The 26,694-nt window shown below is 66.1% G+C and carries 21 protein-coding genes; 7 read left to right on the forward strand and 14 right to left on the reverse strand.

Annotated elements, in window-relative coordinates; all coding sequences use genetic code 11:
* Positions 1–139 precede the first annotated feature (139 nt).
* From hrpB to GIW81_RS04310, 7 genes are all read right to left on the reverse strand, one after another.
* Positions 140–2,611, reverse strand: a complete 2,472-nt coding sequence (gene hrpB / locus GIW81_RS04280; RefSeq protein WP_154738081.1) for an ATP-dependent helicase HrpB — start codon at positions 2,609–2,611, stop codon at positions 140–142.
* 49 nt (positions 2,612–2,660) lie between these two features.
* Entirely contained in the window at positions 2,661–4,499 is a 1,839-nt protein-coding gene (recJ, locus tag GIW81_RS04285) for a single-stranded-DNA-specific exonuclease RecJ (protein ID WP_154738082.1), read from the reverse strand.
* Between the two features lie 103 nt (positions 4,500–4,602).
* Positions 4,603–5,118 (reverse strand): hypothetical protein, encoded by a 516-nt coding sequence (locus tag GIW81_RS04290; protein ID WP_195930363.1) that lies wholly within the window; start codon positions 5,116–5,118, stop codon positions 4,603–4,605.
* A gap of 88 nt (positions 5,119–5,206) precedes the next feature.
* Positions 5,207–6,196 carry a class II fructose-bisphosphatase gene (glpX, locus tag GIW81_RS04295; RefSeq protein WP_154738083.1) on the reverse strand — a complete coding sequence of 330 codons (990 nt, stop codon included), beginning with the start codon at positions 6,194–6,196 and terminating at the stop codon, positions 5,207–5,209.
* Positions 6,197–6,224: 28 nt separating this feature from the next.
* Positions 6,225–7,559, reverse strand: coding sequence for a homoserine dehydrogenase (locus GIW81_RS04300; protein ID WP_154738084.1), 1,335 nt, complete (start codon positions 7,557–7,559; stop codon positions 6,225–6,227).
* A gap of 15 nt (positions 7,560–7,574) precedes the next feature.
* Positions 7,575–8,801, reverse strand: coding sequence for an LL-diaminopimelate aminotransferase (locus tag GIW81_RS04305; RefSeq protein ID WP_324614884.1), 1,227 nt, complete (start codon positions 8,799–8,801; stop codon positions 7,575–7,577).
* Between the two features lie 137 nt (positions 8,802–8,938).
* The gene (locus GIW81_RS04310) at positions 8,939–9,211 is read right to left on the reverse strand and encodes a hypothetical protein (RefSeq protein ID WP_154738086.1); all 273 of its coding nucleotides are present in this window, start codon (positions 9,209–9,211) and stop codon (positions 8,939–8,941) included.
* A gap of 179 nt (positions 9,212–9,390) precedes the next feature.
* On the opposite strand from GIW81_RS04310, the gene GIW81_RS04315 reads away from it, so the two are divergent.
* The 5 genes from GIW81_RS04315 (at position 9,391) to GIW81_RS04335 (ending at position 16,342) form a co-directional block, all read left to right on the forward strand.
* Positions 9,391–11,205, forward strand: a complete 1,815-nt coding sequence (locus GIW81_RS04315) for a PHA/PHB synthase family protein (RefSeq protein ID WP_154738087.1) — start codon at positions 9,391–9,393, stop codon at positions 11,203–11,205.
* A 14-nt stretch (positions 11,206–11,219) separates the two neighbouring features.
* Positions 11,220–11,918: a VIT1/CCC1 transporter family protein gene (locus tag GIW81_RS04320; RefSeq protein ID WP_154738088.1), complete on the forward strand. Its 699-nt coding sequence runs from the start codon at positions 11,220–11,222 to the stop codon at positions 11,916–11,918.
* 12 nt (positions 11,919–11,930) lie between these two features.
* A complete protein-coding gene (locus tag GIW81_RS04325; protein WP_154738089.1) occupies positions 11,931–13,511 on the forward strand; it encodes a serine hydrolase domain-containing protein in 1,581 nt (526 codons plus the stop codon).
* 139 nt (positions 13,512–13,650) lie between these two features.
* Positions 13,651–14,775 carry a PAN domain-containing protein gene (locus GIW81_RS04330; RefSeq protein WP_195930365.1) on the forward strand — a complete coding sequence of 375 codons (1,125 nt, stop codon included), beginning with the start codon at positions 13,651–13,653 and terminating at the stop codon, positions 14,773–14,775.
* Between the two features lie 25 nt (positions 14,776–14,800).
* A complete protein-coding gene (locus GIW81_RS04335) occupies positions 14,801–16,342 on the forward strand; it encodes a tyrosinase family protein (RefSeq protein WP_195930367.1) in 1,542 nt (513 codons plus the stop codon).
* 51 nt (positions 16,343–16,393) lie between these two features.
* On the opposite strand, the gene GIW81_RS04340 is transcribed toward GIW81_RS04335, so the two are convergent.
* A complete protein-coding gene (locus GIW81_RS04340; RefSeq protein WP_195930369.1) occupies positions 16,394–17,461 on the reverse strand; it encodes an alpha/beta hydrolase in 1,068 nt (355 codons plus the stop codon).
* A 182-nt stretch (positions 17,462–17,643) separates the two neighbouring features.
* A complete protein-coding gene (locus GIW81_RS04345; RefSeq protein ID WP_154738093.1) occupies positions 17,644–18,681 on the reverse strand; it encodes a glutamine synthetase beta-grasp domain-containing protein in 1,038 nt (345 codons plus the stop codon).
* A gap of 426 nt (positions 18,682–19,107) precedes the next feature.
* Between GIW81_RS04345 and GIW81_RS04350 the strand changes: the two genes are divergently transcribed.
* Complete coding sequence (locus GIW81_RS04350; RefSeq protein WP_154738094.1) at positions 19,108–19,320, forward strand: DUF2735 domain-containing protein; 213 nt, start codon at positions 19,108–19,110, stop codon at positions 19,318–19,320.
* Positions 19,321–19,358: 38 nt separating this feature from the next.
* On the opposite strand, the gene GIW81_RS04355 is transcribed toward GIW81_RS04350, so the two are convergent.
* From GIW81_RS04355 to GIW81_RS04375, 5 genes are all read right to left on the reverse strand, one after another.
* Entirely contained in the window at positions 19,359–20,288 is a 930-nt protein-coding gene (locus tag GIW81_RS04355) for a glutaminase (protein ID WP_324614885.1), read from the reverse strand.
* Positions 20,289–20,371: 83 nt separating this feature from the next.
* A complete protein-coding gene (locus tag GIW81_RS04360; RefSeq protein WP_154738095.1) occupies positions 20,372–22,351 on the reverse strand; it encodes an alkyl/aryl-sulfatase in 1,980 nt (659 codons plus the stop codon).
* Between the two features lie 287 nt (positions 22,352–22,638).
* Positions 22,639–23,898 (reverse strand): sensor histidine kinase, encoded by a 1,260-nt coding sequence (locus GIW81_RS04365; protein WP_195930371.1) that lies wholly within the window; start codon positions 23,896–23,898, stop codon positions 22,639–22,641.
* 573 nt (positions 23,899–24,471) lie between these two features.
* Positions 24,472–24,804, reverse strand: a complete 333-nt coding sequence (locus GIW81_RS04370; protein ID WP_154738097.1) for an EF-hand domain-containing protein — start codon at positions 24,802–24,804, stop codon at positions 24,472–24,474.
* A gap of 212 nt (positions 24,805–25,016) precedes the next feature.
* Positions 25,017–25,412: a VOC family protein gene (locus tag GIW81_RS04375; RefSeq protein ID WP_154738098.1), complete on the reverse strand. Its 396-nt coding sequence runs from the start codon at positions 25,410–25,412 to the stop codon at positions 25,017–25,019.
* A 251-nt stretch (positions 25,413–25,663) separates the two neighbouring features.
* On the opposite strand from GIW81_RS04375, the gene lpxD reads away from it, so the two are divergent.
* A complete protein-coding gene (gene lpxD / locus GIW81_RS04380; RefSeq protein WP_154738099.1) occupies positions 25,664–26,683 on the forward strand; it encodes a UDP-3-O-(3-hydroxymyristoyl)glucosamine N-acyltransferase in 1,020 nt (339 codons plus the stop codon).
* Positions 26,684–26,694 lie beyond the last annotated feature (11 nt).

The raw sequence follows: 26,694 nt of genomic DNA on the forward strand, positions 1-26,694 counted from the left end.
AAAACTTGCGCGATGACGATCAGGGCTGCCCACATGCGAGCCTCCAGAGAGCGGCTTGGACAGCATCCTACGGTGCCCAGTGACAATCCGGTAGCGGCGGCTCGCACGTGACCCGAAGTCGTCTCCGGTGCGAGAGCATTCAGGTGCCGCGCGGCTTGGCGCGCGCGGTTGGCAGCGCCGAGGCCGGATCGTCCGGCCAAGGGTGACGCGGATAACGCCCCTTCATCTCGGCTTTGACGGCCGCCCAGGAGCCCTTCCAGAAACCCGGCAGGTCACGCGTGATCTGGATGGGCCGGTGCGCCGGCGACAGCAGATGCAGGGTGAGCGGCAGCTTGCCGTTGGCGATGGCCGGATGCTGCGTCAGCCCAAACAGCTCCTGCACGCGGATGTGCAGAGCCGGTGCGCCCGTCGTCTCGTAGTCGATGGCGTGGCGATTGCCGGTCGGTGCCTCGAAATATGTCGGAGCCTCCTCCTCCAGCCGACGCTTCAGGTTCCATGGCAGCAGCGCATCGAGGGCAGACCCGAGATCGTCGGCGCCGATGTCCGACACCTTCGTTTTGCCGGCGAGGAACGGCGCGAGCCATGTCGTGGCGCCCTCGGCAAGCACCGCATCGCCGAGGTCCGGCCAGTCCGCCTCGCCGGCCGCGCGCAAGAAGCCAACCCGGTCGCGCAGCTGCATTTGCGCCTTGCTCCACGGCAGACGCGCGACCCCGCGCTTGGCGATGCCATCCGCTAGCAGGTGCGCGGTTTCCTCGTTAGGGACAACACCGCGCGGCTCGCTCGCGAGGACGATGGCGTCGAGCCGGCGGACGTAACGCGCCCGCAGCGCGCCGGCTGCCTGGTCAAACTCGATCTCGTCGCGCGCCTCGATGCGCTGCCCAGCCGCCGCGAGGACATCGGCCTCGTCGGCCGCGGCCGCGAGCAGGATGCGCGTTGACGACGCCGATCCGGAGAGCTCCGCCGCAATGACAAACGGCGAGCGCGCCAGCGGATGCGCCGGATCGAGGTTCGCGCCGCGTCCATTGGCGAGGAGGAATTGGCCGGGTGCGCCGCGCGCCTTGCCGATGCGGCCTGGAAACGCCAGCGCCAGAAGCCGCGCGGTCGACATCTCCGCCGACGGCTCTTTCCGTGAACCGCTGGCCGCCGTCCGCGCCCAACCGGCGGCAAGCTTGCGCATGTCGGCGGCGCGGCGCCCCCGGTCGCGGCGGAACCCTTCCAGCCGATGCGCCAGATCGACGTCGTTGCCGCCGAGGCCGCGCTCGACAATCACCGCCGCGATGTCCGCCGCATCCGCCGCGCAGCCTAGCCCCGCCGCCGCGAGCACCATGCGCGCGAGCCGTGGCGGCAATGGCAGCGAGCGCAGCCGTCGCCCGACCGCGGTGATGCGGCCGTCGGCGTCGAGCGCTTCCAGCTCGACGAGCTCCTCGCGCGCCGCGTCGATGGCCGCGGCCGACGGCGGATCGATCCACTCCAGCGCGCGCGGATCGGACGCTCCCCATTCCGCGCAGTCGAGCAGCAGCGGCGCCAGATCGGCCGAGCGGATCTCGGGCTCGGCGAACGCCGGCAGGCTTTGTGTCTGCGGCTCGTCCCATAGGCGATAGCAGACGCCGGGCTCTGTCCGTCCGGCACGGCCGCGGCGCTGATCGGCGGCGGCCCGCGACACGCGCACCGTCTCCAGCCGCGTGACGCCGACGTCCGGCTCGAAGCGCGGCACCCGCGCGAGGCCGCAATCGATGACGACGCGCACGCCCTCGATGGTGATCGACGTCTCGGCGATGGACGTCGCGAGCACGACTTTGCGCACGCCGGAAGGTGCCGGCTCGAGCGCCAAATCCTGCGCCTTCATATCCATTGCCCCGTAGAGCGGCGCCACGACGATGCTCGGATCGCCGATGCGTTCCTTCAGTCGCTCCTCGACCCGGCGGATCTCGCCCTGCCCCGGCAGAAACGCGAGGACAGACCCACGCTCCTCGCGCAAGGCCCGCATCACCGCGGCGGCCATTTGATCCTCGATGCGCGCAGCGGCGTCACGGCCGAGATAGCGCGTGTCGACCGGGAAGGCGCGCCCCTCGCTGGCGATGACCGGCGCGTCGCCCAACAGCCGCGCGACGCGCGCGCCGTCGAGCGTCGCCGACATCGGCAGGATGCGCAGGTCGTCGCGCAGGCCGCGCTGGCAATCGAGCGCCAACGCCAGCCCGAGGTCGGCATCGAGCGAGCGCTCGTGGAATTCGTCGAACAGCACCGCGCCGACGCCGGACAGCTCCGGGTCGTCGAGGATCATGCGCGTGAACACGCCTTCGGTGACGACCTCGATGCGCGTCTTCGGCCCCGATTTCGAGACCATGCGGGCGCGCAGCCCGACGCGCTCGCCTACCGCCTCCGCCAAGGTGTGCGCCATGCGCTCGGCGGCGGCCCGAGCCGCGATCCGGCGCGGCTCCAGCACCAGGATCTTGCGACCGTCGAGCCAGCCTTCGTCCATCAGCGCCAGCGGAACGCGGGTCGTCTTGCCGGCGCCGGGCGGCGCGACGAGCACGGCAGACGAGCGCGCGGCTAAGGCAGTGCGCACCTCGTCGAGGATCGCGTCGATGGGAAGCGGTTCGGCGAACTTCATGCCCGGTGTATCGAGGAACCGGCACCGTTTCGCAACCGTCGCTCGGCGATCAGCCCTGGCGGCGCGGGTCGGCCGCATCCTCGATGTGGAGCTCCAGCCGCTCGCGGCCGTTGAAGGACGAGCGCTTGATGGTGCCGGCCACGTGCAGCGGCAGCCCCCCGGCGTTCATCAGCATTTCGCCCAGCGGCTCGCCCGCGGCGCGGAAGGCGATGCCCTCGAGCTTGGTGCCGTCGGCCGATTGCAGCACGCACCGCACGTGGTTCTCGCCGACGATCTTGGCGAACTTCACGTTGGTCGCCGGAAAGGCGAAGCGCGGCGCCGGATTGCCCTGCCCGTAAGGCCCGACGCGGGCGATGAGGTCGATCAGCTCGTCGGTCACGCCCGCGGGCGTCAGGGCACCGTCGATGTCGAGCGCGTCGCGCTCGCGTGCCTGGCCGACGCCGTCCGCGAGCCTGGCGTGCAGGAACTGCTCCAGCACCGCGAGGTTCTCGCGCGCTACCGTCAGTCCGGCCGCCATCGCGTGACCGCCGCCCTTGACCAGGTGCCCCGCCGCGACCGCCGCACGTACCGCGCCGCCGATGTCGGCGCCCGCCACCGAGCGCAGTGAACCGGTGCCTTCGCCCCCGGTCTCGGCATTCCAGGCGATGACACACGACGGCAGGCGGAACCGCTCGGTCAAGCGGCTCGCGACGAGCCCGACGACGCCCTTATGCCAGGTGTGCGAGCCGAGCATCAGCAACGCCGCGTCGGGGCGCTCGGCGAGGCGCACCTCGGCCTCGGCCAGCGCCTCTTCCAGCATCTGCTTCTCGAGCGCGCGCCGCTCCTTGTTCAAGCGGTCGAGCAGCACGGCGATGCGCGCCGCCTCCACCTCGTCCTCGCCGGCGAGAAGCTTCGAGCCCAGCGCCGCGTCGCCGATGCGGCCGCCGGCGTTGATGCGCGGGCCGAGGATGAACCCGAGGTGATAGGGCGAGGGCGGCTCGTTCAGACCCGCCGCGTCGTTCAGCGCCTTAAGCCCCTTGTTGCGACGCCAGCGCATGACCTGCAGACCCTGCATGACGTAGGCGCGGTTGAGGCCGACGAGCGGCACCACGTCGGCGACGGTCGCCAGGGCCACCAAGTCGAGCTCGGCGATCAGATCGGGCTCGGCGGTCCCGTTCGCGTAGAAGCCGCGGCGGCGCAATTCCCGCGTTGTCGCCACCAGCACCAGGAAGGCGACGCCGGCGGCGCACAAGTGTCCGAGGCCGGACACGTCGTCCTGCCGGTTGGGATTGACCACGGCGACGGCGGTGGGCAGCACCTCGTCCGCCTGATGGTGATCGATGACGACGACATCGCAGCCGAGCTCGCCGGCGCGCGCCAATGGCTCGCGGCTCGTCGTGCCGCAGTCGACGGTGACGATGAGCTGCGCGCCGTCGTTGACCAGCCCTTCGATGGCGGCCGGGTTCGGCCCGTAGCCCTCGAACAGCCGGTCGGGAATGTAGATGCGCGCCTGCAGACCATGATGGGCGACGAAGCGGGCCACCAGTGCCGCCGACGACGCGCCGTCGACGTCATAGTCGCCGAAGATGGCTATCGACTGCCGCTTGACGATGGCGTCGGCGATCCGCGCCGCCGCGGCGTCCATGTCGCGGACGCTGCTCGGGTCGGGCATCAACGCCTTGAGAGTGGGATTGAGCACCACGGGCACATCGTCGATCGCGATGCCGCGCGCCGCCAGCACGCGCCCCAAAAGCTCCGGCAGTCCGTGCCGCTGGCTGATCGCACCGGCGCGCAATTGCGCCTCGCCCGTCAGTCGCTCGCGCCACGCGTAACCGTTCGCCGATGCCGATACGCCGAGAAAGGGCGGCGCGGCTGTCGCCGCATCCCGTCGCTTGCGCACCGCGACCATGCCCACCCCCTGGATCGACTCGCCTCAGGCGAAGTTCACCATCCACCCGCTGAGTTGGCGATACGAGTGGGCCGGTTATCCACAGGCCATCCAGCAATGTTGCCTAGCTGCGATAGTGCCGCCACAGCCGCAGGATCGTGCGGTGGACCTCGTCTGGCTCTTTGTTGAACGGCTCGAGATTGATGCCCACGACGTTCGTGCGTGCCATCGACCACGGCAAGCGCATCAGCGAGCGGTAGAATTTCTGCCGCCGCCAGTCGGCGACGAGCGCACTCGACAGCCGCTCCTTCAAGGCGATCTGCAGCTCGTGGATCGTGCTGGCGCGAACAGCCACCTCGACCAGTTCGATGCGCTCGATCGCGCGCCAGCGGATCAAACCTAAGCCTTGGATGAAAATGCCGTATTGGTTGGCGCCCATGGCCGGGCGCCGTTCGAGCAGCGGGACGTTGTAGTAGGTGACGCCCGCCGCGGCGACGCCCAGAACCAGCCACAGCGACTGGCCGGTGACGAGCGCCGCAGCCAGCATCGCCGCAGCGAGAAAGGCGACCACGTAGACCGGGGCCTGAATCTCTTCTCCGCCGTAGGTGACGGAGTACCCGCCGGCATCGCGCTCGTCCACGGCGCCCCCTTCGCAAGACGCGTCCTCAGCCCGCCATTCTTTCGGAACGAAGGCGCCTGTTCAAGGAGCATCACGCAGGGTCGGACGATCAGACGCCGAAGCGACCGCCCACGTCGCGGCACTTGGACTTGATGCGCCGCACGGTGCCAGTCTTGGAGCGCATGACGACGGAATCCACCTCGGCGAATTCGCCGTGGAAGCGCACGCCGTCCAACAGCGAGCCATCGGTGACACCAGCCGCGGAGAAGATCACGTCGCCGGCGGCCATGTCCTCGAGCACAAACTTCTTGTTGATGTCGGTGATGCCCATCGCCGCGGCGCGTATACGCTCCTCGTCGTTCGACGGCATGAGCCGCCCCTGGATCTGGCCGCCGATGCAGCGCAGCGCCGCGGCAGCGAGCACGCCCTCCGGCGCGCCGCCGGCGCCGAGGTAGATGTCGATGCCGGTCTCGTCTGGATCGGTCGTCCAGATAATGCCGGCGATGTCGCCGTCGGGAATGAGCTGCACGGCGGCGCCCGCGGCACGCACCGCGGCGATCAGCTCGGCGTGGCGCGGCCGGTCGAGGATGCAGGCGGTGATGTCCGACACCGGTACGCCCTTCGCCTTGGCCAGCGCGCGGATGTTGTCGCCGGCCGGCGCGTCGAGATCGACGAGACCGGGCGCGTAGCCCGGACCGATGGCGATCTTGTTCATGTACATGTCGGGGGCGTGCAGCAGTCCGCCGCGCTCGGACATGGCGAGCACGGCGAGCGCGTTCGGCATCGACTTGGCGCAGATGGTGGTGCCTTCCAGCGGATCGACGGCGATGTCGACCTCGGGGCCTTCGCCGGAGCCGACCTGCTCGCCGATATAGAGCATCGGCGCCTCGTCCATCTCGCCCTCGCCGATCACGACCGTGCCGCGGATGGCGAGCTTGGCCAGCTCGCGGCGCATGGCATCGACCGCCGCCTTGTCGGCCGCCTTCTCGGCGCCGCGCCCGCGCAGGCGCGCCGCTGCGATCGCCGCCGCCTCGGTGACGCGCGTCACCTCGAGAACCAGCACGCGGTCGAGCCCTGAATTGCCGCCGATGTCCGTCATAGCTGCACTACCTTTCGCGGCTCGGCCACTACGCGCTTTCGAGCTTCTCGATACGTATCACCTGCGGCCGCTCCGACACCTTGCCGTCCTGCTCGATGGCGTCGACGGCGCTGCGGATCGCTTCCTCCGTCGTCTCGTGCGTGATCATGATGACCATCGCCGGCGAGCCGGGCTTCTGCCGGGCGACCATGCCGGGCAGTGCCGAACGCGGACGCCGCTGCACAATGCTTTCTATCGAGACCTCGCGGTCACCCATGCGCTTGGCGATCGCTGCCATGGCGCCGGGGCGATCGTAAACGGAAAGCCGCACGTAATAGGCCCCTTGATGCCTGCCCAGCCTCGACTTCGTATAGGGTTTGAGGCCCCGCGTCGGCGTGACCAGCGGCGGCATAACCGCGCCCCGGGCGATGTCCAAGACGTCGCTGGCGACGGCCGAGGCCGTGGCGCGACCGCCAGCACCGGGGCCGACGAGCAGGAGGCTGGCGCAGAAGTCGGCGTCGATGGCGACCGCGTTGGTGGCGCCCCACACCTCGGAGATCGCCGATTCCTCCGGCACCATCGCCGGGTGCACACGCGCCTCGATGCCGCCCTCGGTGCGCGTCGCGACGCCGAGCAGCTTGATGGCGAAGCCCATGTCCTGGGCCGCTTCGATGTCGACCTCGCTGATCGACTGGATGCCCTCGACATCGACCTGATCGAAGCCGAGCTCGGTGCCGAAGGCGAGGCTCGTCAGGATGGCGAGCTTGTGCGCCGTGTCGAAGCCGCCGATGTCGTAGGTCGGATCGGCCTCGGCATAGCCGAGGTCCTGCGCCTCCCGCAGCGCGTCGGCGAACGAGCGATGCTGGTCGGTCATCGTCGAGAGGATGTAATTACAGGTGCCGTTGAGGATGCCGTAGACGCGTGTCACCTCGTTGGCGGCGAGGGATTCGCGCAGCGTCTTGATGACGGGGATGCCGCCGGCCACCGCCGCCTCGAAGTTGAGCGCGACGCCCTTCTCCTCGGCCAGCTTGGCGAGCTTGACGCCGTGCTTGGCGACCAGCGCCTTATTGGCCGTGACCACATGCTTGCCGGCATTCAGCGCCGCCTCGACAGCCGCTTTGGCGACGCCGTCGGAGCCGCCGATTAGCTCGACGAACGCGTCGATGCTTGCGTCCTTGGCCAGCGCCACCGGATCGTCGAACCACTTGATGCCGGAGGTGTCGACGCCGCGGTCCTTGCCCTTACTGCGGGCCGAGATGCCCACGATCTCGACCGGCCGGCCGGCGCGCTCGGCAACGCGCGCCTTGTGCGTATGGAGCAGCTCGAGCAGGCCAGCGCCGACAGTGCCAAGGCCGGCAATGCCCAGGGTCAGAGGCTTTTGCATTGGAAACGCTGAGGGTTAGCGGCTGGCTTTGTGCTGAATCGGGATCACGTTATGCATCGTTTCCGGGGCCTGGGCGAGGAACTTTTTCAGGTTCCTGGCGGCCTGGCGAATGCGATGCTCGTTCTCCACCAGCGCAATGCGGATAAAGCCCTCGCCGTATTCGCCAAAGCCGAGCCCCGGCGACACCGCCAGGCTCGCCTTCTCGATCAGCAGCTTGGCAAACTCCACCGAGCCAAGTTCCTTGAACGGCTCGGGAATCGGCGCCCAGGCGAACATCGTCGCCGGCGGGGGCGGGATGTTCCAGCCGGCCCGGCCGAAGCTCTCGACCAGGCAGTCGCGGCGGCTCCGGTAGACGGCACGGATCTCCTCGACGCACTCCTGCGGGCCATTCAGCGCCGCGGAGGCCGCCACCTGGATGGGCGTGAAGGCGCCATAGTCGAGATACGACTTGATGCGGGCGAGCGCCGCGATCAGCCGCTCGTTGCCGACCGCAAAGCCCATGCGCCAGCCGGGCATGTTGTAGGTCTTGGACAGCGAGGTGAACTCCACCGCGACGTCGACGGCGCCCGGTACCTGCAGCACCGAGGGCGGCGGATTGCCGTCGAAATAGATCTCCGCATAGGCGATGTCGGACAGGATGATGAGGTCGAGCTTCTTCGCCAGCGCCACCGCGTCCTTATAGAAGTCGAGGTCGGCCACCATCGCCGTCGGGTTCGACGGATAGGAGAGCACGAGCGCCAAGGGCTTCGGGATCGTGTGCTGGCAGGCGCGCTCGACCGTGCGCAGGAACTCCTCGCCCGTGCCGGCCGGCAGATGCCGCATGGCAGCGCCCGACAATAGGAAGCCGAACTCGTGGATCGGATAGGTCGGGTTCGGCACCAGGATCACGTCGCCCGGGGCGGTGATCGCCTGCGCCATATTGGCAAAGCCTTCCTTCGAGCCGAGCGTGGCGACGACCTGCGTCTCCGGATCGAGCTTCACGCCGAAGCGGCGCTCGTAATAAGCCGCCTGCGCCCGGCGCAACCCAGGTATGCCCTTGGAGGCCGAGTAGCGATGCGTGCGCGGCTTGGCGATCGTCTCGACCAGCTTGTCGACGATGTGCTGCGGCGTCGGCAGGTCCGGATTGCCCATGCCGAGGTCGATGATGTCGGCGCCACGCGCGCGTGCTGCCGCTTTCAGCCGGTTGACCTCGGCGAATACGTAGGGCGGCAGACGCTTGATGCGGTGGAAGTCCTCGTGCACGGGACGCCTCATTTCAGGGACGAGATCGGGCAGCGGCGATGAAACCGTGAACCATAGCCGGTCGCGCGCCAAGGCCCCGTGTTTACGCCCCTATGGCGGGTGCCGTCCAGACCCGCGGCATAGCCGGGCAAGTGAGCCTAGCGCGAATTCTCGATCTGACGCTCGGCATCCTGCTCGTGGGTGGCAGCCTTGCTCTTCAGCTCGTCCATCTCTTTCTGACGGTCCTGCGGCGATATGGAGGACGTGACGCTTGGCGCCGTATTCGGCAATGGCGTCGTGATCGTCGACGAACAGCCCTGCACGGCAAGGATCAGACCGAGCAGGCCGGCGGCCAAAAAAACGCGACGCGCAGCGCGCAGCGGCTCGACCGAGCCCCCGCGCAGGCCTTCCCGCGGCCGGATATCTTGCATACCGTCTCCCGAACCCGATGGGGACATGGAATTACGCGATTCGACCGCTAGCCCAGAGATTCACGTGGACGCACGTTGTCCACACGTCCAAGTGACACTAGCCACCCAATGTCGCAAAACGTTGGCATAGAATGGCCAACACGGCGGCCGATGCCTGCAAACGTTGTTAAAGGGTCCCAATGCCCGAGGCGAAACACGAGCCAGAAGCCGAGCTTCCGCCGTTCCAGACCGTGAACGCGGAGGAGCTGTCCCGCAACCTGCTGCGCTTGTTCGAGCAAGGCGGGAACGTGCTGACCGAGTTCATCGAGCGCAACGACTCGAAGATGGGACCCTACTCGGCAGCCACCGAGATCACCGAGGCAACCAACACGCTCTCCGACCTCGGCCGCCAGTGGCTCGCCGATCCGGCCCGCTTCGCCGAGGCACAGGGTACGCTGCTCCGCTCCTACGCCGAGCTGTGGAACAACACCGTGCGGCGCATGTTTGGCGAGGAAGTCGCGCCCGTCGCCGAGCCGGAGCCGGGCGACAGCCGCTTCAAGGATCCGGAGTGGTCGGCCAACCCCTACTTCGACTTCTGGAAGCAGGCTTACCTCGTCACCTCGAAGTGGGCCGAGGACATGCTGCACAACACGGAAGGACTCGACGAGCGCACCCGCCAGCGCGCCGATTTCTACCTGCGCCAAGTGGCGAGCGCCCTGTCGCCGTCGAACTTTCCGCTGACCAATCCGGAAGTCGTGCGCGAGACGCTGGCGACGAATGCCGCCAACCTCGTCGCGGGCATGTCGCTCCTCGCCGAGGACATGAGGAAGTCGGGCGATCTTCTGAAGGTGAGCCAGACCGACACCACGGCTTTCGAGGTCGGGCGCAATCTGGCGACCACGCCGGGCAAGGTCGTCTTCCAGAACGACATCTTCCAGCTGATCCAGTACGCGCCGACGACGGACCAGGTGCGCGAGATACCGCTGCTGATTATCCCGCCGTGGATCAACAAGTACTACATCCTCGATCTCACGCCGGCCAAGAGCCTCATCAAGTTCATCGTCGACCAGGGCTTCACCGTCTTCATCATCTCGTGGGTCAATCCCGATACCGCCCTCGCGCACAAGTCCTTCGAGGACTACATGCAGGAGGGCATCCTCACCGCGGCTGACGCCGTGCGGCGGGAGACGGGCGTCGATAAGATCAACGTCGTCGGCTACTGCGTCGGTGGAACGCTGCTCGCCACCACGCTCGCCTATCTCGCCGCGCGCGGCGAGGAGCTGTTCAACTCCGCGACGTTCCTCGCCACCCAAGTCGACTTTACGCACGCCGGCGACCTGCTGCTGTTCACCGACGAGGAGCAGCTCGACGGCCTCAACGAGCTGATGAGCGAGCGCGGCTATCTCGATGGCTCGCGCATGGCCAACGTGTTCAACATGTTGCGCCCGCGCGACCTCATCTGGCCGTACATCGTCAACAACTACCTGCTCGGCAAGAAGCCGTTCCCGTTCGACCTGCTCTACTGGAACCAGGACTCGACGCGCATGGCGGCCACCAACCACAATTTCTATCTGCGCGAGTTCTACAACCACAATTGCCTCGCCGCCGGCAACATGAGCATCGCCGGCACGCGCCTCGACGTGCACAAGGTGAAGCTCCCCGTCTACGAGCTCGCCACGAAAGAGGACCACATCGCCCCTGCCCGCTCGGTTTTCGCCGGCGCGCAGCTCTTTGGCGGCGATGTCGCGTTCGTGCTGTCGGGCTCGGGCCACATCGCCGGCGTCGTCAATCCGCCCGATAAAATGAAGTACCAGTACTGGGCCGACGGCAAGCGCTCGGCGAAGTCGCTCGATCAATGGCTGGCGAGCGCCAAGGAGCACCCGGGCTCGTGGTGGCCGCACTGGGCGGAATGGTTGCACGAGCATTCGGGCGAATGGACCGTGCAGCGCGACCCCGGCGAGAAGCTCGGCGTGGTCGAGGACGCTCCTGGCAGCTACGTCAAAGCCAAGAGCTGAAGCGGGCGGCATCCATGATCCGGCCGCGCCACGCTGAGCATCACATGGTCGGCCGCATCGGCTGGCTGCGCGCTGCCGTGCTCGGCGCCAACGACGGCATCCTCTCGACCGCCAGCCTCATCTCCGGCGTCGCCGCCGCCGACGCCGATCACAGCAGCGCACTGATCGCCGGCATCGCCGGGCTCGTCGCCGGCGCCATGTCGATGGCGGCCGGCGAGTACGTCTCGGTGAGTTCGCAGGCCGATACGGAGAACGCCGAGCTCGGCCGCGAGCGCCAGGAGCTGACGGAAGACGTCGAGGGCGAGCGCCGGGAGCTGGCCGACATCTACGTGAAGCGCGGCGTCGAGCCCGACCTCGCGCGCAAGATCGCGGTGCAGCTGATGGCCAAGGACGCGCTCGGGGCGCACGCCCGCGACGAGCTCGGCATCTCCGAGATCACCGTGGCGCGCCCGGTGCAGGCGGCGCTCACCTCGGCCGCCACCTTCGCCGCCGGCGCCTCCATGCCGCTGTTGGCGACGCTCGCCGCGCCGGCCGGCTGGATCATTCCCGTCGTCACGAGCGTCTCGCTTGTGACACTGGCAGCACTAGGCGCCATCGGCGCGCGGGCTGGCGGGGCCAACGAGTGGCGGGCGGCGGGGCGCGTCGCCTTCTGGGGTGCTTTCGCCATGGCGCTGACCGCCGGCATCGGCGCGCTCGTCGGCGCCAAGCTCTAGCCCGGTCGCTCCATGTCCCCACGCTTCCCTGCCGTCGACGCCCTCTTCGAGCGCTTCACCCAAGGTATGCAGCCGGGCTGTGCCGTCGGCGTCATCCGCGACGGCGCACTCGTCCATGCCGCCGGCTATGGTTTCGCCGACATCGAGCGCAGCGAAGGCATCGACGCCGACACCGCCTTCAATATCGCCTCGACCTCGAAGCAGTTCACCGCCTTTGCGCTGCTGCTGCTCGCCCGCGACGGCCGGCTCTCTCTCGACGACAGCGTCCGCAAACATGTGCCCGACCTGCCGGCCTACACGGAAGCCGTGACGCTGCGCCAGCTCATGCATCACTTGGGCGGCCTGCGGAGCTATATCGAGTTGCTGCTGCTCGGCGGCCGCACGTTCGCCGAGCGCACCACGCGCGAGGATGCGCTGCGCGTCATCGCCCGCCAGCGCGGCTTCGACGACGTGCCGGGGCACGCGTTCGCCTACAGCAACACCGGCTACTTCCTCATGTCCTTGGTTGTCGAGCGCGTCAGCGGCCGCACGCTCGCCGAGTTCTCGCAGGCGGAAATCTTTGCGCCGCTCGGCATGCGCCGTACCTCCATCGTGGACCGCTATCCGATCGATATCGCGCACAGTGCCCGCGGCTATGCGGTGAAGGAAACTGCGGTGAAACTTTCCGAATCCGCTTGGGAGCAGACGGGCGACGGCCAGGTGCACACCACCATCGGCGACCTCGCGCTGTGGGACGCCAACTTCTACGCGCCGCGCGTCGGCGACGCCCAACTCATCGCCGAGATGCTGCGCGCGGGCGTGTCCAGCGATGGCCACGACGTCGGCTACGGCGGCGGTCTCTTCCTCTCGCGGCGCCACGGCCTCGCAACCGTCAGCCACGGCGGCGGTTGGGCTGGCTACCGCAGCGAGCTCTTGCGCTTCCCCGAACTGCGCACGAGCGTCATCGTCCTCGCCAACCGCGAGGACGTCGACGCCTGCGCGCTCGCGCAGAAAGTGGCGCAGGCGGTGCTCGACCTGCCCGAGCGCAAGCAGGCCGAACCGCTGCCGTATCTTACCGGGCTGCGCGCCGGGCCGTCATGGACGGCGCCGGCGCCCGGCATGTATCGCGGCGCGGCGGGGCAATACCTGCGCGTCCTGCAAGAGAATGACGGACTGGCGATCGCCTGGGGCAGCGGCAAGTATCCGCTCAGCCTACGCGACGACGAACTTCTGCAGTTCACTGCCGGCGGCGACGCGTTCATCGCCGCGAGCTACGTCGGTGACGACGGACGCCAGCACTTCGCCGCGCAGCTCGACGACGAGGTCGCCGACCACGTGTCGGTGGGCGACTGGGCGCCGGACCTCGCTGCCTTCGCCGGCCGTTACACGAGCGAGGAATGCGACGGCCACATCGAGCTCCGCGCCGACGGCGCCGGCCTCGAGGTCGATCAGTTCGGCGCCACCCGCAACCTGCACGCCGGCGCGGAAGGCGATCTCGTCACCGACGCGGGCGTGGTCTTGCGCGTGCCGCCACGCGCCGAGGACGGCACCTTCGTCTTTGCCAGCTGGGGCCTGCGCGGCCTCACCTACCGACGACGCAACCCACGCACATGATTTGCACGCTGGCTATTCGCAACGCGCTTTGCTAGCGTGGATGCCAGTTATATTTGCCTCGCCGATTGCTATTTTTTGAGCGGCGCATATGCATTTCCGCTGGCATGTATTTGTCGCGTCTTTGTTTCTGGCTGCCGCCGTGAGCGGCATCCTTGTGCAGCAGGCCGATGCTCAATCCGTGCACGAACTGCAAGCCGCACCGACGAACCGGGTCGTCGACACCGATGGCGAGGCGCGGGAACTCGTCGCCGAGGTGCTGAAGCAGTACGGCCTGAAACTCAACGACGACGATTGGGAAATCTATATCACCGCCGACGGGTCGGACACGCCCAACGCCGCCGCGAATTTCACTGGCAAGCGGCAGATCGCGTTCAATACCGCATTCATGCGCCGGCTGGGCGAGCGTTCGGGTGACAACTGGACCTTGTACGCGATCGCCGCGCACGAGCTCGCCCACCACCTCGGCAACCATGTCTTGCGGCCCTATTTCCGCCGCCAGCTCGCCGAGCGCGAGGCCGACTACCATGCCGGCTTCGTGCTGGGGCGCATGGGCGCTCCCTACACGCGGACCATCGATGTCGTCCGCTGGCTGCCGGATATGGCGGCCGAGTATCCATCGCGCGCCCAGCGCCTGTGCGAGATCGGGCGGGGATGGCGCGATGCCAACCGGCTGGCGCCGCTGCAGTCGCCCCCGGAAACCCGCAGCGCCGTTACCACGACGCTGCAATCCTGCGAGGGGAGCCAGCCCGACGAGAGCGTCTACCGGCTCCGCAGAAACCGCGACATCTACGGCCACGACATTGCGTTCAACGGCAAGATCGGTATCCCCGGCGTCGAGCTTTCGACGTGCGCCGCCTATTGCGCCGAGCTGCCCGAATGCAAGGCGTTCAGCTTCGATAGCTGGCACGGATGGTGCTTCCCGAAGTCGGCAGTGGCGGCGTCGAACGCCGATCCTCCCTCAGTCATTGGAGTGAAGCGGCCGGCGGCGATTCCGGCCGTCGACCAGACACTGATTTCCGGCTTCGTTCTCGTGCGCAACCGGCGCTTCCGCGACGCGCCTGACCCTCCGCCCGCTGCCGTCGTCAACTTCGACGCCTGCAAGCGCCAATGCGCCGAGAGCACCCACTGTGTCGCCTTCAGTTTCGAGAAGGCGAGCAAGGTCTGTTCTATGTTCCGCGCCACCGTTGGCCACTACATCGATGAGTTGGCCGACAGCGGCTACAAGCAGCAAAGGCCCCGCACTCCCCCTCCCCAGCCATTTTAGATCGTTCGTATTTTCGAGGTGCTCCATGATCTCCTCCAATTCGCGGTCGTTCGACCGCCGGACATTCCTGGGCGGCATGGCTGCCGCCTCCGGCATGCTGCCGTTCTCGAACTGGATCGCGTTGGCGGGCGCATCCACGGTGCGCGAGCGTCCCGAGGCATCAACGGCAAGAGGCCAGCAGATGCTCGCCGTCTACCGCAAGGCAGTCGGGCTGATGAACGACAAAGCCGTGTTTCCCCAACACCATCCGCACAGCTGGCGCTTCCAGGCCAACATCCACAACTATCCGAGTGACGAGCCCGTTAGCGCCGTCTTCACCGCTGCAGCCGGCGAGAATGCGCAATTGGTCGCCGAGCGCCGCAAGCTGGCGCTTGGCCCCGACGGCAACGGCAGCGGCGGGATTTGGGCGACGTGTCCGCACCACCTGCCGGATGTGCAATTCCTTCCCTGGCACCGGCTCTACCTCGCCTACTTCGAGCAGATCATCGAGAAGGTGGCGGGTGCGCCGTTCGCGCTCCCCTACTGGGACTACCTCGACCCGAACAAGCGCCACATGCCCGACATGTTCCGCGACGCGACCATCGGCGGACAGACGAACTGGCTCTACTACAAAGATCGCAGCTCGCGCTTTGTCAGCGACGGACTGAGCGAAAACTCCATCGTCACCCTGCAGAGCACACCCAGGGCGAACCTCATGAAGACCCCCAACTTTTTCACCAACGTCCGCCGCGCCGGCTTCAGCGATGCGCTGGAGGAGGATCTGCATGACCAGATCCACGGCGCCATCGGCACCAAGATCGGCAACAAGGTAGTGGGAATGGCCACCATCCGACTTGCCGCCCGCGATCCGATCTTCTGGCTGCATCACGCCAGCATCGATCGGCTGTGGGAGAGCTGGCGCAAGCCGGGGCCGGACGGCAAGTCGCCGCGTGACCCCAATGCCGCGAACTCCTGGTACGCGTCGAAGTACGCGTTCATCGACGGGGCAGCCGCCGCGCAACGGGACAAGGGGGCCGCCTTCGTGCTGGTGGCGGCTGCCAACCTCAAATACCGCTACGACAATCTTCATCCGGCACCCGACATTGTCGTGGCGGCTGGCGCCGACACGCCGTCAGGACCGCCGACGCGCATTCAAAGCGGCGAGACGACCGGCCAGAAGATCACCAACGAGGGAGACAGTGTCAGCATCCCGCTGAAGCCCGCCGTCAACGAGGGCGTCGCCCTGGGCTTCAGCAACAATCCGGCGAGCCGCTATAGCCTGCTCATCAAGCTGCGCACGGCGCCGGAGCCCGGCGTGTACCAAGTTTACATGGATGTGCCCGGAACAGCGGGCGGGCCTGTGACCCAGGCGCTGGTCGGCTCTTTCAGCCTGTTCCGCGTCGGCGCGCATTCCGAGCACGGCGAGGCGCACGGACCGACAGACGAGACCGTCGTCATCGATGTCACGGCCAAGGTCAACGAGAAGGTCATAGACCCGCTGAAGCCCGGCAAAGTGACCGTGCGGGCGAGCTACCTCGACGCCCCAGTCGACATCACCGTCAATGCGGCGGAGATCGTCGCCAAGTAAATCTTTGCGCGGGCGGCGGCTGGCGCAGCGCAGCGCCGCCCGCCGCAGCCGTCAACGATTGAACTCCCAGTACGCCTTGTTGTCGCGCGTCGTCCGCCGCGCGTAGTGGCGCTGCTTGGCCGGGTTGAGCCACGGTCGCAGCGCGTTCTGGTCGAACACATCCGCCAGGTCGGCGAACAGATCGTCGACCTGCATGTAGGCGTTGTGGTTGAACTCGAACAGCGCCGTCTCGTTCGAGACGTCGATCGTTGCCATGTTGGGAAGCACGATGGGCCCGTTGCCGGCCGAGATGAGGCCGGCGCGTGGGCCCCCGCCGCCGAATTCCGGTGCCACCCGCAGTGCCCGGTCGTTGTCCGACACCCACAGCGTCGCCCCGCCCGCAGCCGCGACGATCCGCGGAGCGGCGCTGAGGAACTCCGCACGTTCGACGTCCGGCGAGCACAGCAATATCTGGCCGAGCTTGCGCATCCGCGGTGCGGAGGCGAGCGTGCGCATCAGCAGCCGATTGCCGAGCGAATGCGAGATGATGTGGATGCGGTCGACGGCGGGAGCGGCGTCGAGCGCCTGCAAGAGCTCCGCCAGCGCCACCTTGCTGGCATCGACGGTGGCCGCGTCGGCGCGATAGCTGGCCGGTGTCCATGAGGCGAGCGAGGGCCAGGAAAAAACGGCCACGTCACCCTTGAAGCCGATCTTGCCGGCCACGTGGTTGGCGAGATGGGTGGCACCTTCGATCGAGTTGTTGAAGCCATGCACGTAGAGCAGCACCGGCTGCTTTGCCCCCGGCTGCCGGGCGAGTGCTTCGCCGATGTTGCGCGGCTCGATCGGGCTCACCTTTATCGGCTCGGCATCGCTCGTCTCGCCTTGCGTCTGGTCGATCAGCGCATACGACAAGCGGGGCGAGCGCTCATTCGAAAACCCCGCCGTCGTCGTCAATGTGCCGTCGTCGGTGCGGGCTCGGTTCGTCGCGATCACGAACTTTCCTCCTTCGCTTAGCTGTAGCGGAGGGTTCGTGTCGGCTTTGGCGCCCACGGCGAAGCCGAGGTTCAGCACAGCGATGACAAGGTGGGACAGACGGGCAGCGCGACGCACACGGGGCATCGCCGAGGCAAGTTTGCGCATGGAAAAGTCCTCAACAAAAAAAGGCATGCAAAATGGTTTTGTAGAATGCAGCAGGTATTGTGCATCACAGACGTCGTCGCGGCCAGCGTCAAGGCGACTGGCCGGCGCGCATTCCGCAGAAAAAGAGGCGGCGCCGGACGTGAGCCCGGCGCCGCTTTGCTTCGGTAGTGCCCGGTCGCGAGTTACGCGGCCTTGGCGGCAGCGCCGGTCGCAACGCCCGAGATCGTCTTCAGGATCTGCGAAGCGATCTGGTAGGGGTCACCCTGCGAGTTCGGACGGCGATCCTCGAGGTAGCCCTTGTAGCCGTTGTTGACGAACGAGTGCGGCACGCGGATCGAGGCGCCGCGGTCGGCGACGCCGTAGCTGAACTTGTTCCACGGCGCCGTCTCGTGCTTGCCGGTCAGGCGCATGTGGTTGTCGGGGCCATAGACCGCGATGTGCTCGTTGATGTTCTTCTCGAACTCCTTCATCAGAGCCTCGAAGTAATCCTTGCCGCCCACCTCGCGCATATAGGTCGTCGAGAAGTTGGCGTGCATGCCCGAGCCGTTCCAATCGGTGTCGCCCAGCGGCTTGCAGTGGAACTCGATGTCGATGCCGTACTTCTCGCAAAGGCGCAGCATCAGGTAGCGGGCGATCCACATCTCGTCGGCGGCCTTCTTCGAACCCTTGCCGAAGATCTGGAATTCCCACTGGCCCTTGGCCACCTCGGCGTTGATGCCCTCGTGGTTGATGCCGGCGAAGAGGCAGAGGTCGAGATGCTCCTCGACGATCTTGCGGGCAACGTCGCCGACGTTCTTGTAGCCGACGCCGGTGTAGTAAGGGCCCTGCGGCGACGGGAAGCCCGAGTCGGGGAAGCCGAGCGGACGGCCGTTCTTGTAGAAGAAGTACTCCTGCTCGAAGCCGAACCAGGCGCCGGCGTCGTCGAGAATGGTGGCGCGCTTGTTGGTGGCGTGCGCGGTCTTGCCATCCGGCAACATGACTTCGCACATCACCAGCACGCCGTTGGTGCGCGCGCCGTCCGGATAGACTGCGACCGGCTTCAGCACGCAGTCGGAGCTGTGCCCCTCGGCCTGCAGCGTCGAAGAGCCGTCGAAGCCCCACAGCGGCAGCTCCTCGAGGGCGGGGAAGGAGGAGTACTCCTTGATCTGCGTCTTGCCGCGCAGGTTCGGAACCGGCGTGTAACCGTCGAGCCAAATGTACTCGAGCTTGTACTTCGTCATTGCTCAGTCTCTCCTAGTTTGACGACGTGATGCTGGGTCAATCCTGGTGCTCGCCCGGAGCTTGCGGCCACGACGACGAGCGGGTCTTGTGTTGTTGGCACGTGACGGGCGCGGGGACGGCGAGATCGTGCAACAGACCTCGAATACGTCTCCCAGCAACCCGGCCTCCCTCGTTCTTGAGGTGAGCCTCGCCCGGGGGCGGCGCGCCGAAGCGCGGAACCTGTGGCGGTTGTGCGGGTTCACCTTCGCCAGGAATGCTAGCGAAAGATGCAATTCGTTGCGTGCCCATAATATGGGCATTTGCTGGCTGTTAATTGGGCAGGGGCTCACTTTGGTATCGGCGGACCCGTCGCGACATGAGATGATCCCGACTCAGCGTTTCCACGCTGAAGAGGAGAGCAACTAAGGTCTAGAGAGAGAACTGAAATGACCACGCACCAGCAGCGGCCTACGGCCAAGATCTACTCCTTCCCGGCGGGCGGCCGTGCGCCCCCGAACCGCTACCGCACGACCACGATGCCTAACCCCCGACTCACATCCCTCCGCGCTGCCGCCGAACCGGCGCCGCATATCGTCTATGGCTCGAGCTGGTATCACCAGGAAGCCGTCGACGAGGCCGAGGACTCCTGGAGCCGCTAGGCATCTAGGATTGTCCACGCGTGGCGCCGCCCCGGGCGTCACGCGCCGAAGATGGACCATTCCATCCGTTTAGAGAGCCGCTCGAGCGCCAACTGGCCGAGCTGCGAATTCCCCGAAGCATCCAGCCCCGGCGACCACACCGCGATCGACGCCTTCCCCGGCACGATGGCCATGATCCCGCCGCCGACGCCGCTCTTGCCCGGCAGACCCACGCGGTAGGCGAACTCACCCGACCCGTCGTAGTGCCCGCAGGTCAGCATCAGCGCATTGATGCGCCGGGCGCGCTCGGGCGTTACCACCGGCAGAACCGTCGTCGGGTCGTTGCCGAAGTGCGCGAGGTAGCGCGCCGCCATGGCGAGCTGCCGGCACGACATGGCAATGGCGCAGTGGTGAAAATAGACGCCCAGCGTGTAGTCGACCGGTCCTTCGATGACGCCGAACGACTTCATGTAGTTGGCGAGGGCGATATTGCCGAAACCGGTGCGCTGCTCGGAGGCGGCAACCTTGTCGTCGATATAGATCGTGTCGTCGGCGGCGACGTACTGCATGAAGCGCAGGATCTCGCCCAGCGCCTCGCGCGGCTGGTGGCCGCCGAGGATGGCGTCGGTGACGGCGATGGCGCCGGCGTTGATGAACGGGTTGCGCGGGATGCCCTTCTCGTACTCGAGCTGCACGATCGAGTTGAAGCGGCTACCCGATGGCTCGCGGCCGACGCGCTGCCATAGCCGGTCGCCGAACTTGCCCAGCGCCAAGGTGAGCGTGAACACCTTGGAGATGCTCTGGATCGAGAACGGCGTATCGGCGTCGCCGGCGGCAGCGACCTTCCCCTCCGCATCGATCACGACGAGGCCGAACGCCTTCGGGTCGACGCGGGCGAGTTCGGGAATGTAACTCGCTACCTCGCCCCGCTGCGGCATGTCCCGCATCTCGGCGACGATCTCATTGACGACGGTTTCGAGTTTCGACACGTGCGCTGCCTTCGTTGATGGCGGCGCACACAATGCGCGAGGGGCGTCCCGCTTGGAAGGACGCCCCTAGCCGCAGGCGAGTGTCACGGCGTGACGATGTTGAACCAGAACGGATAGGTGTCGAGCAATCCCAGGAAATCGCTGAACGACTGCTTGTTGCCCTCGACCTTCAGGTCACCAGCGGCTATGGCGTCATCGATCGTTGTCGTCTTCAGTTGAATGCTATCGAGCGTGTTCTTGGTCAGCGTCAGCATTGCGTCGGGCGTCTCGACGAATTTGGGGCTGTAGTTCAACGTGCCGTTCTCGACGAAGAGCGCGTACTTCTTATTGAGATCGGTGAAGTTGATGTTGAGCCCGATCTTCTTACCTTCCGCCTTTGGACCGTTGAGCCGCACGCCGAGGTAGTCGAACAGCAGTTCGGGCGACATCGCCTTTATCGTGTCAGGGCTTGCGGTATCGATCCCGCCGGAGTTCGGCACGCCGTGGCGCAGCTCATAGGCGCCCTGCAGATAGACCGACCGCCACGGACCGGATTCGGCCTGATAGCCCATCTGTTCGTAGGCATCGGCCAGAAGCTCCTTGGCCTCTTTGTTCGATGGATCGGCGAACACGACGTTCTTCAGTGCCATCGCCACCCATCGATATTGTCCCTTGTCGAAATCGCCCTTGGCCTTCGCGATGATTGCCGGCGCACCGCCCATGTACTCGACATATTTCACAGCCGCCTCCTCAGGCGGGAGCTCGTCGAGCGTGGTTGGGTTGGCGTCATAGAAGCCCATGTACCGCTGATAGACGGCGCGGCTATTGTGCTTGACGGTGCCGTAGTAGCCGCGATTGAACCACGATTGGTCGAGCTCCTTCGGCAGCTTGATCATGTTGGACAGCTCGACGCCGGTGTAGCCTTCGTTCATGAGGCGCACCGATTGATCGTGGATGTACTTGTAAAGGTCGCGCTGCTTCTTCAAGTAGTCGATGATGCGCTCGTGCCCCCACATTGGCCAGTGATGGCTCGCGAACTCGACGTCGATGTTTGGGCCGAACATATCGATGGTCTGCTGCAGGAAGCGTGCCCAGGCCGCAGCGTCGCGCACCTTGGCGCCGCGCAACGTGAGTAGGTTGTGCAGCGTGTGCGTCGTGTTCTCCGCCATCCACATCGCCTTGAACTGTGAAAAGAAGGTATTCATCTCCGACGGCGCTTCCGTGCCGGGCGTCATCTGAAATTCCACGTCGATGCCGTCGATCGTCAGCTTCGTGCCCGTCTTGGAAATCGTCTCCGATGGCACGATCAGCGTCGCGGTTCCGGTCGATGTGGTTGGCCCGAGACCGCCGCTCACGCCGCCGACCGGCGAGCGCGGCAGCAGTGCGCCGTACATGTAGATGGCGCGACGGCTCATGGCGTTGCCCGCAATGACGTTCTCGCTCACCGCTTCCTCGGTGAAGCCTTCCGGCGCGATGATGCGCACCTTGCCGGACTTCACATCGTTCTCGTCGACGATGCCGCGTACGCCACCGTAGTGGTCGACGTGGGAATGGCTGTAGATGACGGCAACGACCGGCTTCTTGCCGAGGTTCTCGCTGACGAGATCGTAGGCCGCCTTGGCGGTTTCCGTGGAGATGAGTGGATCGCCGACGATCCAGCCGGTGTCGCCTTGAATGAACGTCATCACCGACAGGTCATAACCGCGGACCTGGTAGATGCGGTCGGTCACCTTGAACAGCCCGTAGTGGAGCCCGAGCTGCGCGTTGCGCCAGAGGCTGGGATTTACCGAATCCGGCGCCGGCTTATCATCGCCGATATAGGTTTTGTACTGCTCCAAATCCCAGACGACGTTCCCCTTGGCGTCTTTGATGGTGAGCTTCTCTGGCCGCGCAACGAAGCCGCGCTGAGCGTCCTCGAAGTCCTGTTTGTCGCTGAAGGGCAGCGAATTCAACACGGCGGCGTTGGCCGCCTTGGTCGCTTCGCTCGCCGGCTTGGACTGTGTCTGCGCGAGGGAAGCTATGGGAATAAGCGCGCAAATGAGGGCTGTTGCGGCGCCAGCGATCAGAGCTGATTGACGAGCCATTCGCTCCTCCCAGAAAGCGTTGATTGGTGTGGACGCGGGCGCATAGGAATTATGCCGATCACGGAAGGTATTCGTTTGTAAACGGAGGGTATTGCCAACTGTTCCGATCTGCAGCACGCCATTTTGGTGTAAGGTAAAATCTCAATTTCAATTGCGAGGCACCGCTGCTGGGCTGCTCGCATAGGGCACGCGGACCACGTGCGCGTGGACGCACTCGCCGCTACGGCGGAGAATGAAGTCAAACCAAAATGGAGGAGCGGGCCGCGTTAGCGCGTGGGGCGTCCGTCCTACTTATCTAGGGGGACACTCATGGCGCACACCACGCCGCCCGGAGCGTACTCTAATCGTACGTTCTCAAGGACGAGCTCGATCAGCGTGGAGCCGAACCCCTTGCGCTCCGGTGGCGGCACTGCTGGACCCCCGCTCTCCCGCCAGGTGAGACGCACGTGCGATTGTCCCTCGGGGAGCCAGTCGATATGGACCCGACCTTCCGCATTGGACAGCGCACCGTACTTGACCGCATTGGTCGCAAGCTCATGCAGCGCCAGCGTGAGATGTGAAGCGTTGGCCGCGTTGACGGCGCAGTCGGGTCCCTCGACGACAATACGCTGTACCGGGAACGGCTCGAGCGCTTGCTCGACGACCCGGCGCATCTGTGCCCGGTTCCAGGTCTCGCTGGTCAAGAGCTCATAGGCTCCCGCCAACGCGCGCAGGCGCCCACCGAACGTCTCGCGCTCCTCCTTCGGGACGCTGCGCAGCGTCTGGTTCGCAAACGCTTGGACCATGGCGAGCGTGTTCTTTACCCGATGCTTCATCTCCCCGAGCAGCATTTCGCGGTGCGCCTCGGCCCGCTTTCGGTCGGTAATGTCGCGCGCAATCTTCGAGGCGCCGACCACGCGGCCGGCGGCGTTCCTGAGCGGCGACACGGTGATGGAGATGTCGATGAGCTCGCCGTTCTTGCGCTGGCGAACGGTTTCGTAGTGGTCGATACGCTCTCCGCGCATTATGCGCTGCAGGATCTCCGGCTCTTCATCCAGGCGATCCGTAGGGATCAGCATGGTGACCGGCTGGCCGATCGCCTCCTCGGCCGTGTAACCGAACACGCGCTCCGCCCCGGTGTTCCAGGTCCTGATGATGCCGCTGGTGTCCTTGCTGATGATCGCGTCGTCCGACGACTCGACGATCGACGCCAACCGCTGCGATGCACGCTCGCTCACGTCGAGCAGCATGTTGACCGCGCCGATCAAGAGGCCGGCGTCGTCGAAAAGCGGCGTCGGATGCGCCAAGAACAGAACACGCGTGCCGTCGGGGCGCTCTGCCACCACTTCCATGCCCGTGATCGGCCGCTGTTGCTTGAGCGCCATCGCCATCGGGCACTCGTCGTGCGGCAACGGCGTGCCATCCGGCCAAAAGAGCTTCCAGGAACCGCAGAACTCGCTCGAGCCGAGCTTCGGAGTGCAGCCCCACAGCTCGACGGCTGCCGCATTGAAGAAGGTGATACGTCCGGCGGTATCGGTCGTGTAGATCGCCGTCGGCAAGGCATGCATAACCTGCCGCAAACTTGCGACGGAAACCCAATCCCCGAAACCGGTTGCTGGATGCAGGGCCGCTACGAGCTGAGTGGTCGCTGCCGCGATGGTATCCTTTGCCTCAACGGCCGGCATATCGCCGCGCATTCATTGCTCCGATTATCCCACCGGGCTCTCACCATGGACGAGCGGTCCCCGGTTGGCAATTGTCCTAAGATGTAGGACTGACGAGGCCCATTATATCCAAATTGCCATAACCGCTCCCAACCAATTGGGAGGAGGAACTGGCGCCTTTTCCAGCCCGTTAGGATTTGCGATTGGAGGCGCCCGTGGCCACGAACCTTGCGCAGCGTCGCCGGTCACTGCCCGTCGCGGACACCTCGCCCCCCGAGACGATCGTCGACAACTGGTGCGTCTCGGCAGAGGCCGCTGGAGGAAATCGCTCCGCCGCTCGCGGCTGCCGATCGATAAACCGCGCCGCCAGCGCGTCGCCCGAAACCCGGAAGTTGCCCGCCGGGTTTCGAGGTAGCTATAGGCTCGAAATCTGTACTGCTTCGGACAGAAGTCCGAGGAGCAGTTCGTCGATAGCCGTTACTGGCACTCAGGCTTGTCGGGGTTACCCTGGCACGGGCACCAGGAACTATCGGCCGACTTGCATGACTTGCCGTAGGCCGATGCAATCTTGTCCGCCGCAGACCATTCCTTCTCACTAATGCTGTTGTTGTTGTTCTTGTCCAAGGCCGAGAATTCCGGCGTGGCGGCTCCAAGACTCAGCTTTGGAGAGTTCGTGTTCCACTCGTTGCGGCTCACGGTGCCGCTGCCATCGGTATCGACGGTCTTCATCTTGCCAGCCCAGTCGTCGGCGACGGCGACGGTTCCGGAAAGCAGCAGAACCGAAACAATGGCGACCCACTTGTTGGTCATTGCGTCTTCTCCCTAATACGTAGTTCTATTGTCATGACAATTTGTCGCCCTTCGCGGGCAACGACCCTCCCCCCAGTTTCGGCGGCGGGTCGCCACGAGTAGACGGCCGCGAATTGCGCCCGACCAGGGGGAAGCGTGGCATGGGCGATGGGCAATGGTGGCAGATCGGTTAGGCACCTTTGCATCCGCGTATGGTTCGTTGCCCCCGGCCATCACTCGCGCACGCCCGCCTCGACGTTGTTGCCGTCCGGGTCGAGGACGAAAGCGGCGTAATAGCTCATCGCCTCAGGCCCGCGCGGCCCTGGCGCACCGTTGTCGATGCCGCCGGCATCCAGCGCCGCGGCGTAGAACCTGTCGACCGCCGTGCGGTCCTTGGCGGCGAAGGCCACGTGGATCGGCGCCGCCGACGTCCTATGCGCCGCCGTCCAGAACGCCGGCAGCGCCGTGCCGACCCAGATGAAAGGAAGCGGCTCCTCGGCGCTGCGACCGACGAGGAAGGACTCATCCGTATTGTCGATGGTCGCCAGGCCCAGCGCATTGGCGCAGGCGTCATAAAAGCGGCGCGCCGCCTTAAGGTCCTTCACGCGAAAGCCCATGTGGTCGAGCATGGTTAGTCTCCTCTATTTCCATGCCCATGAACGCCTGAGCGTCCCCCAAGGTTGTAGCGGCGCGTCGGCCGGATGCGGCGCAGTGACCACGGGACGGCCGGAGCGTCCGACACATTCGGGCCACCATCGAAACGGCTTGATGCGTCGGCGCCCGCGATAATCTATGATGCCAGCCTGCAGATATTCGGCATCGCTGCGCCGCCGTCTTGCTTCTCCACGTCCCCGTATCCCGCTTGCGTAAAGGTAACCGCATGGCCGACGCCCGCTTCTTCCATCGCGCCGGCCCATTTGTGCTGGCCGACATCGCCGCCGTCGTTGGCGCCGAGGCCCTCCTTCCCGACGATGCGACGGTCTCCATCAGCGATATCGCCGCCCTCGATTCCGCCGGCCCCGACGACATCAGCGTCTTCCACGACCTCCGCTACCTGAATGCGCTGGCCCCGAGCCGCGCCGGTGCCATCATCATCAGCCGCAAGCTGGCGCATCACGCCCCGGCCGAGAGCCGCCTCGTCTATGTCCCCGATCCGCGCCGCGCGTATGCGCAGGTCGGCCGCCTTTTCTATCCGCCGCAGACGCTGGTCCCCGTCGTGCATGCCTCCGCGACCGTGCACCCCAGCGCCCATATCGGACAGGGCACGCAAATCGATCCGGGTGCCGTCATCGGCCGCGATGCCGATATCGGTGAGCGCTGCCACATCGGTCCCAATGTCGTCATCGGCGACGGCGTGCTGATCGGCAACGATTGCCGCATCGGCGCCAACTGCTGCATCAGCCACGCGCTCATCGGCCATCGCGTCGAGATCGAGACGTGCGTCACCATCGGCTCGCAGGGCTTCGGCTTCGTGCCGGGACCGGCGGGGCTCGAGCGCATGCTGCAGCTCGGCCGCGTCGTTATAGAGGAAGGCGTGAAGATCGGCGCCAACTGCGCCATCGACCGCGGCGCCACCGAGGACACGGTGATCGGTGCCGGCTCCGTGCTCGATAACCTCGTGCACATCGGCCACAACGTGCGGCTAGGCCGCCACTGCGTGATCTGCGGACAGGTCGGCATCGCCGGCAGCACTGTCGTCGGCGATGGCGTGATGATGGGCGGCCAGACCGGCGTCGCCGATCACCTCAATATCGGTTCGCGCGCGCAGATAGCGGCTAAGAGCGGCGTCATGCGCGACGTTGCCGCCGGTTCCGTCGTCGGCGGATTTCCGGCGGTCGGCATCAAGGATTGGCATCGCCAGACCACTTCGATCGCCCGCCTGTCCAAGAAGGTCGTGTAGCGCCGACGCGA

The organism is Hyphomicrobium album (assembly GCF_009708035.1).
Classification (GTDB): domain Bacteria; phylum Pseudomonadota; class Alphaproteobacteria; order Rhizobiales; family Hyphomicrobiaceae; genus Hyphomicrobium_A; species Hyphomicrobium_A album.

Excerpts from the sequence above, each read along its gene's own strand:
- GIW81_RS04320 (WP_154738088.1), top strand. The coding sequence starts at position 11,220 with ATGATCCGGCCGCGCCACGCTGAGCATCACATGGTCGGCCGCATCGGC.
- GIW81_RS04300 (WP_154738084.1), bottom strand. The coding sequence starts at position 7,559 with ATGCAAAAGCCTCTGACCCTGGGCATTGCCGGCCTTGGCACTGTCGGC.
- GIW81_RS04325 (WP_154738089.1), top strand. The coding sequence starts at position 11,931 with ATGTCCCCACGCTTCCCTGCCGTCGACGCCCTCTTCGAGCGCTTCACC.
- hrpB (WP_154738081.1), bottom strand. The coding sequence starts at position 2,611 with ATGAAGTTCGCCGAACCGCTTCCCATCGACGCGATCCTCGACGAGGTG.
- GIW81_RS04310 (WP_154738086.1), bottom strand. The coding sequence starts at position 9,211 with ATGCAAGATATCCGGCCGCGGGAAGGCCTGCGCGGGGGCTCGGTCGAG.
- GIW81_RS04335 (WP_195930367.1), top strand. The coding sequence starts at position 14,801 with ATGATCTCCTCCAATTCGCGGTCGTTCGACCGCCGGACATTCCTGGGC.
- GIW81_RS04345 (WP_154738093.1), bottom strand. The coding sequence starts at position 18,681 with ATGACGAAGTACAAGCTCGAGTACATTTGGCTCGACGGTTACACGCCG.
- GIW81_RS04370 (WP_154738097.1), bottom strand. The coding sequence starts at position 24,804 with ATGACCAACAAGTGGGTCGCCATTGTTTCGGTTCTGCTGCTTTCCGGA.
- lpxD (WP_154738099.1), top strand. The coding sequence starts at position 25,664 with ATGGCCGACGCCCGCTTCTTCCATCGCGCCGGCCCATTTGTGCTGGCC.
- GIW81_RS04340 (WP_195930369.1), bottom strand. The coding sequence starts at position 17,461 with ATGCGCAAACTTGCCTCGGCGATGCCCCGTGTGCGTCGCGCTGCCCGT.
- GIW81_RS04375 (WP_154738098.1), bottom strand. The coding sequence starts at position 25,412 with ATGCTCGACCACATGGGCTTTCGCGTGAAGGACCTTAAGGCGGCGCGC.
- GIW81_RS04315 (WP_154738087.1), top strand. The coding sequence starts at position 9,391 with ATGCCCGAGGCGAAACACGAGCCAGAAGCCGAGCTTCCGCCGTTCCAG.
- GIW81_RS04350 (WP_154738094.1), top strand. The coding sequence starts at position 19,108 with ATGACCACGCACCAGCAGCGGCCTACGGCCAAGATCTACTCCTTCCCG.
- GIW81_RS04360 (WP_154738095.1), bottom strand. The coding sequence starts at position 22,351 with ATGGCTCGTCAATCAGCTCTGATCGCTGGCGCCGCAACAGCCCTCATT.
- recJ (WP_154738082.1), bottom strand. The coding sequence starts at position 4,499 with ATGGTCGCGGTGCGCAAGCGACGGGATGCGGCGACAGCCGCGCCGCCC.
- GIW81_RS04365 (WP_195930371.1), bottom strand. The coding sequence starts at position 23,898 with ATGCATGCCTTGCCGACGGCGATCTACACGACCGATACCGCCGGACGT.
- glpX (WP_154738083.1), bottom strand. The coding sequence starts at position 6,196 with ATGACGGACATCGGCGGCAATTCAGGGCTCGACCGCGTGCTGGTTCTC.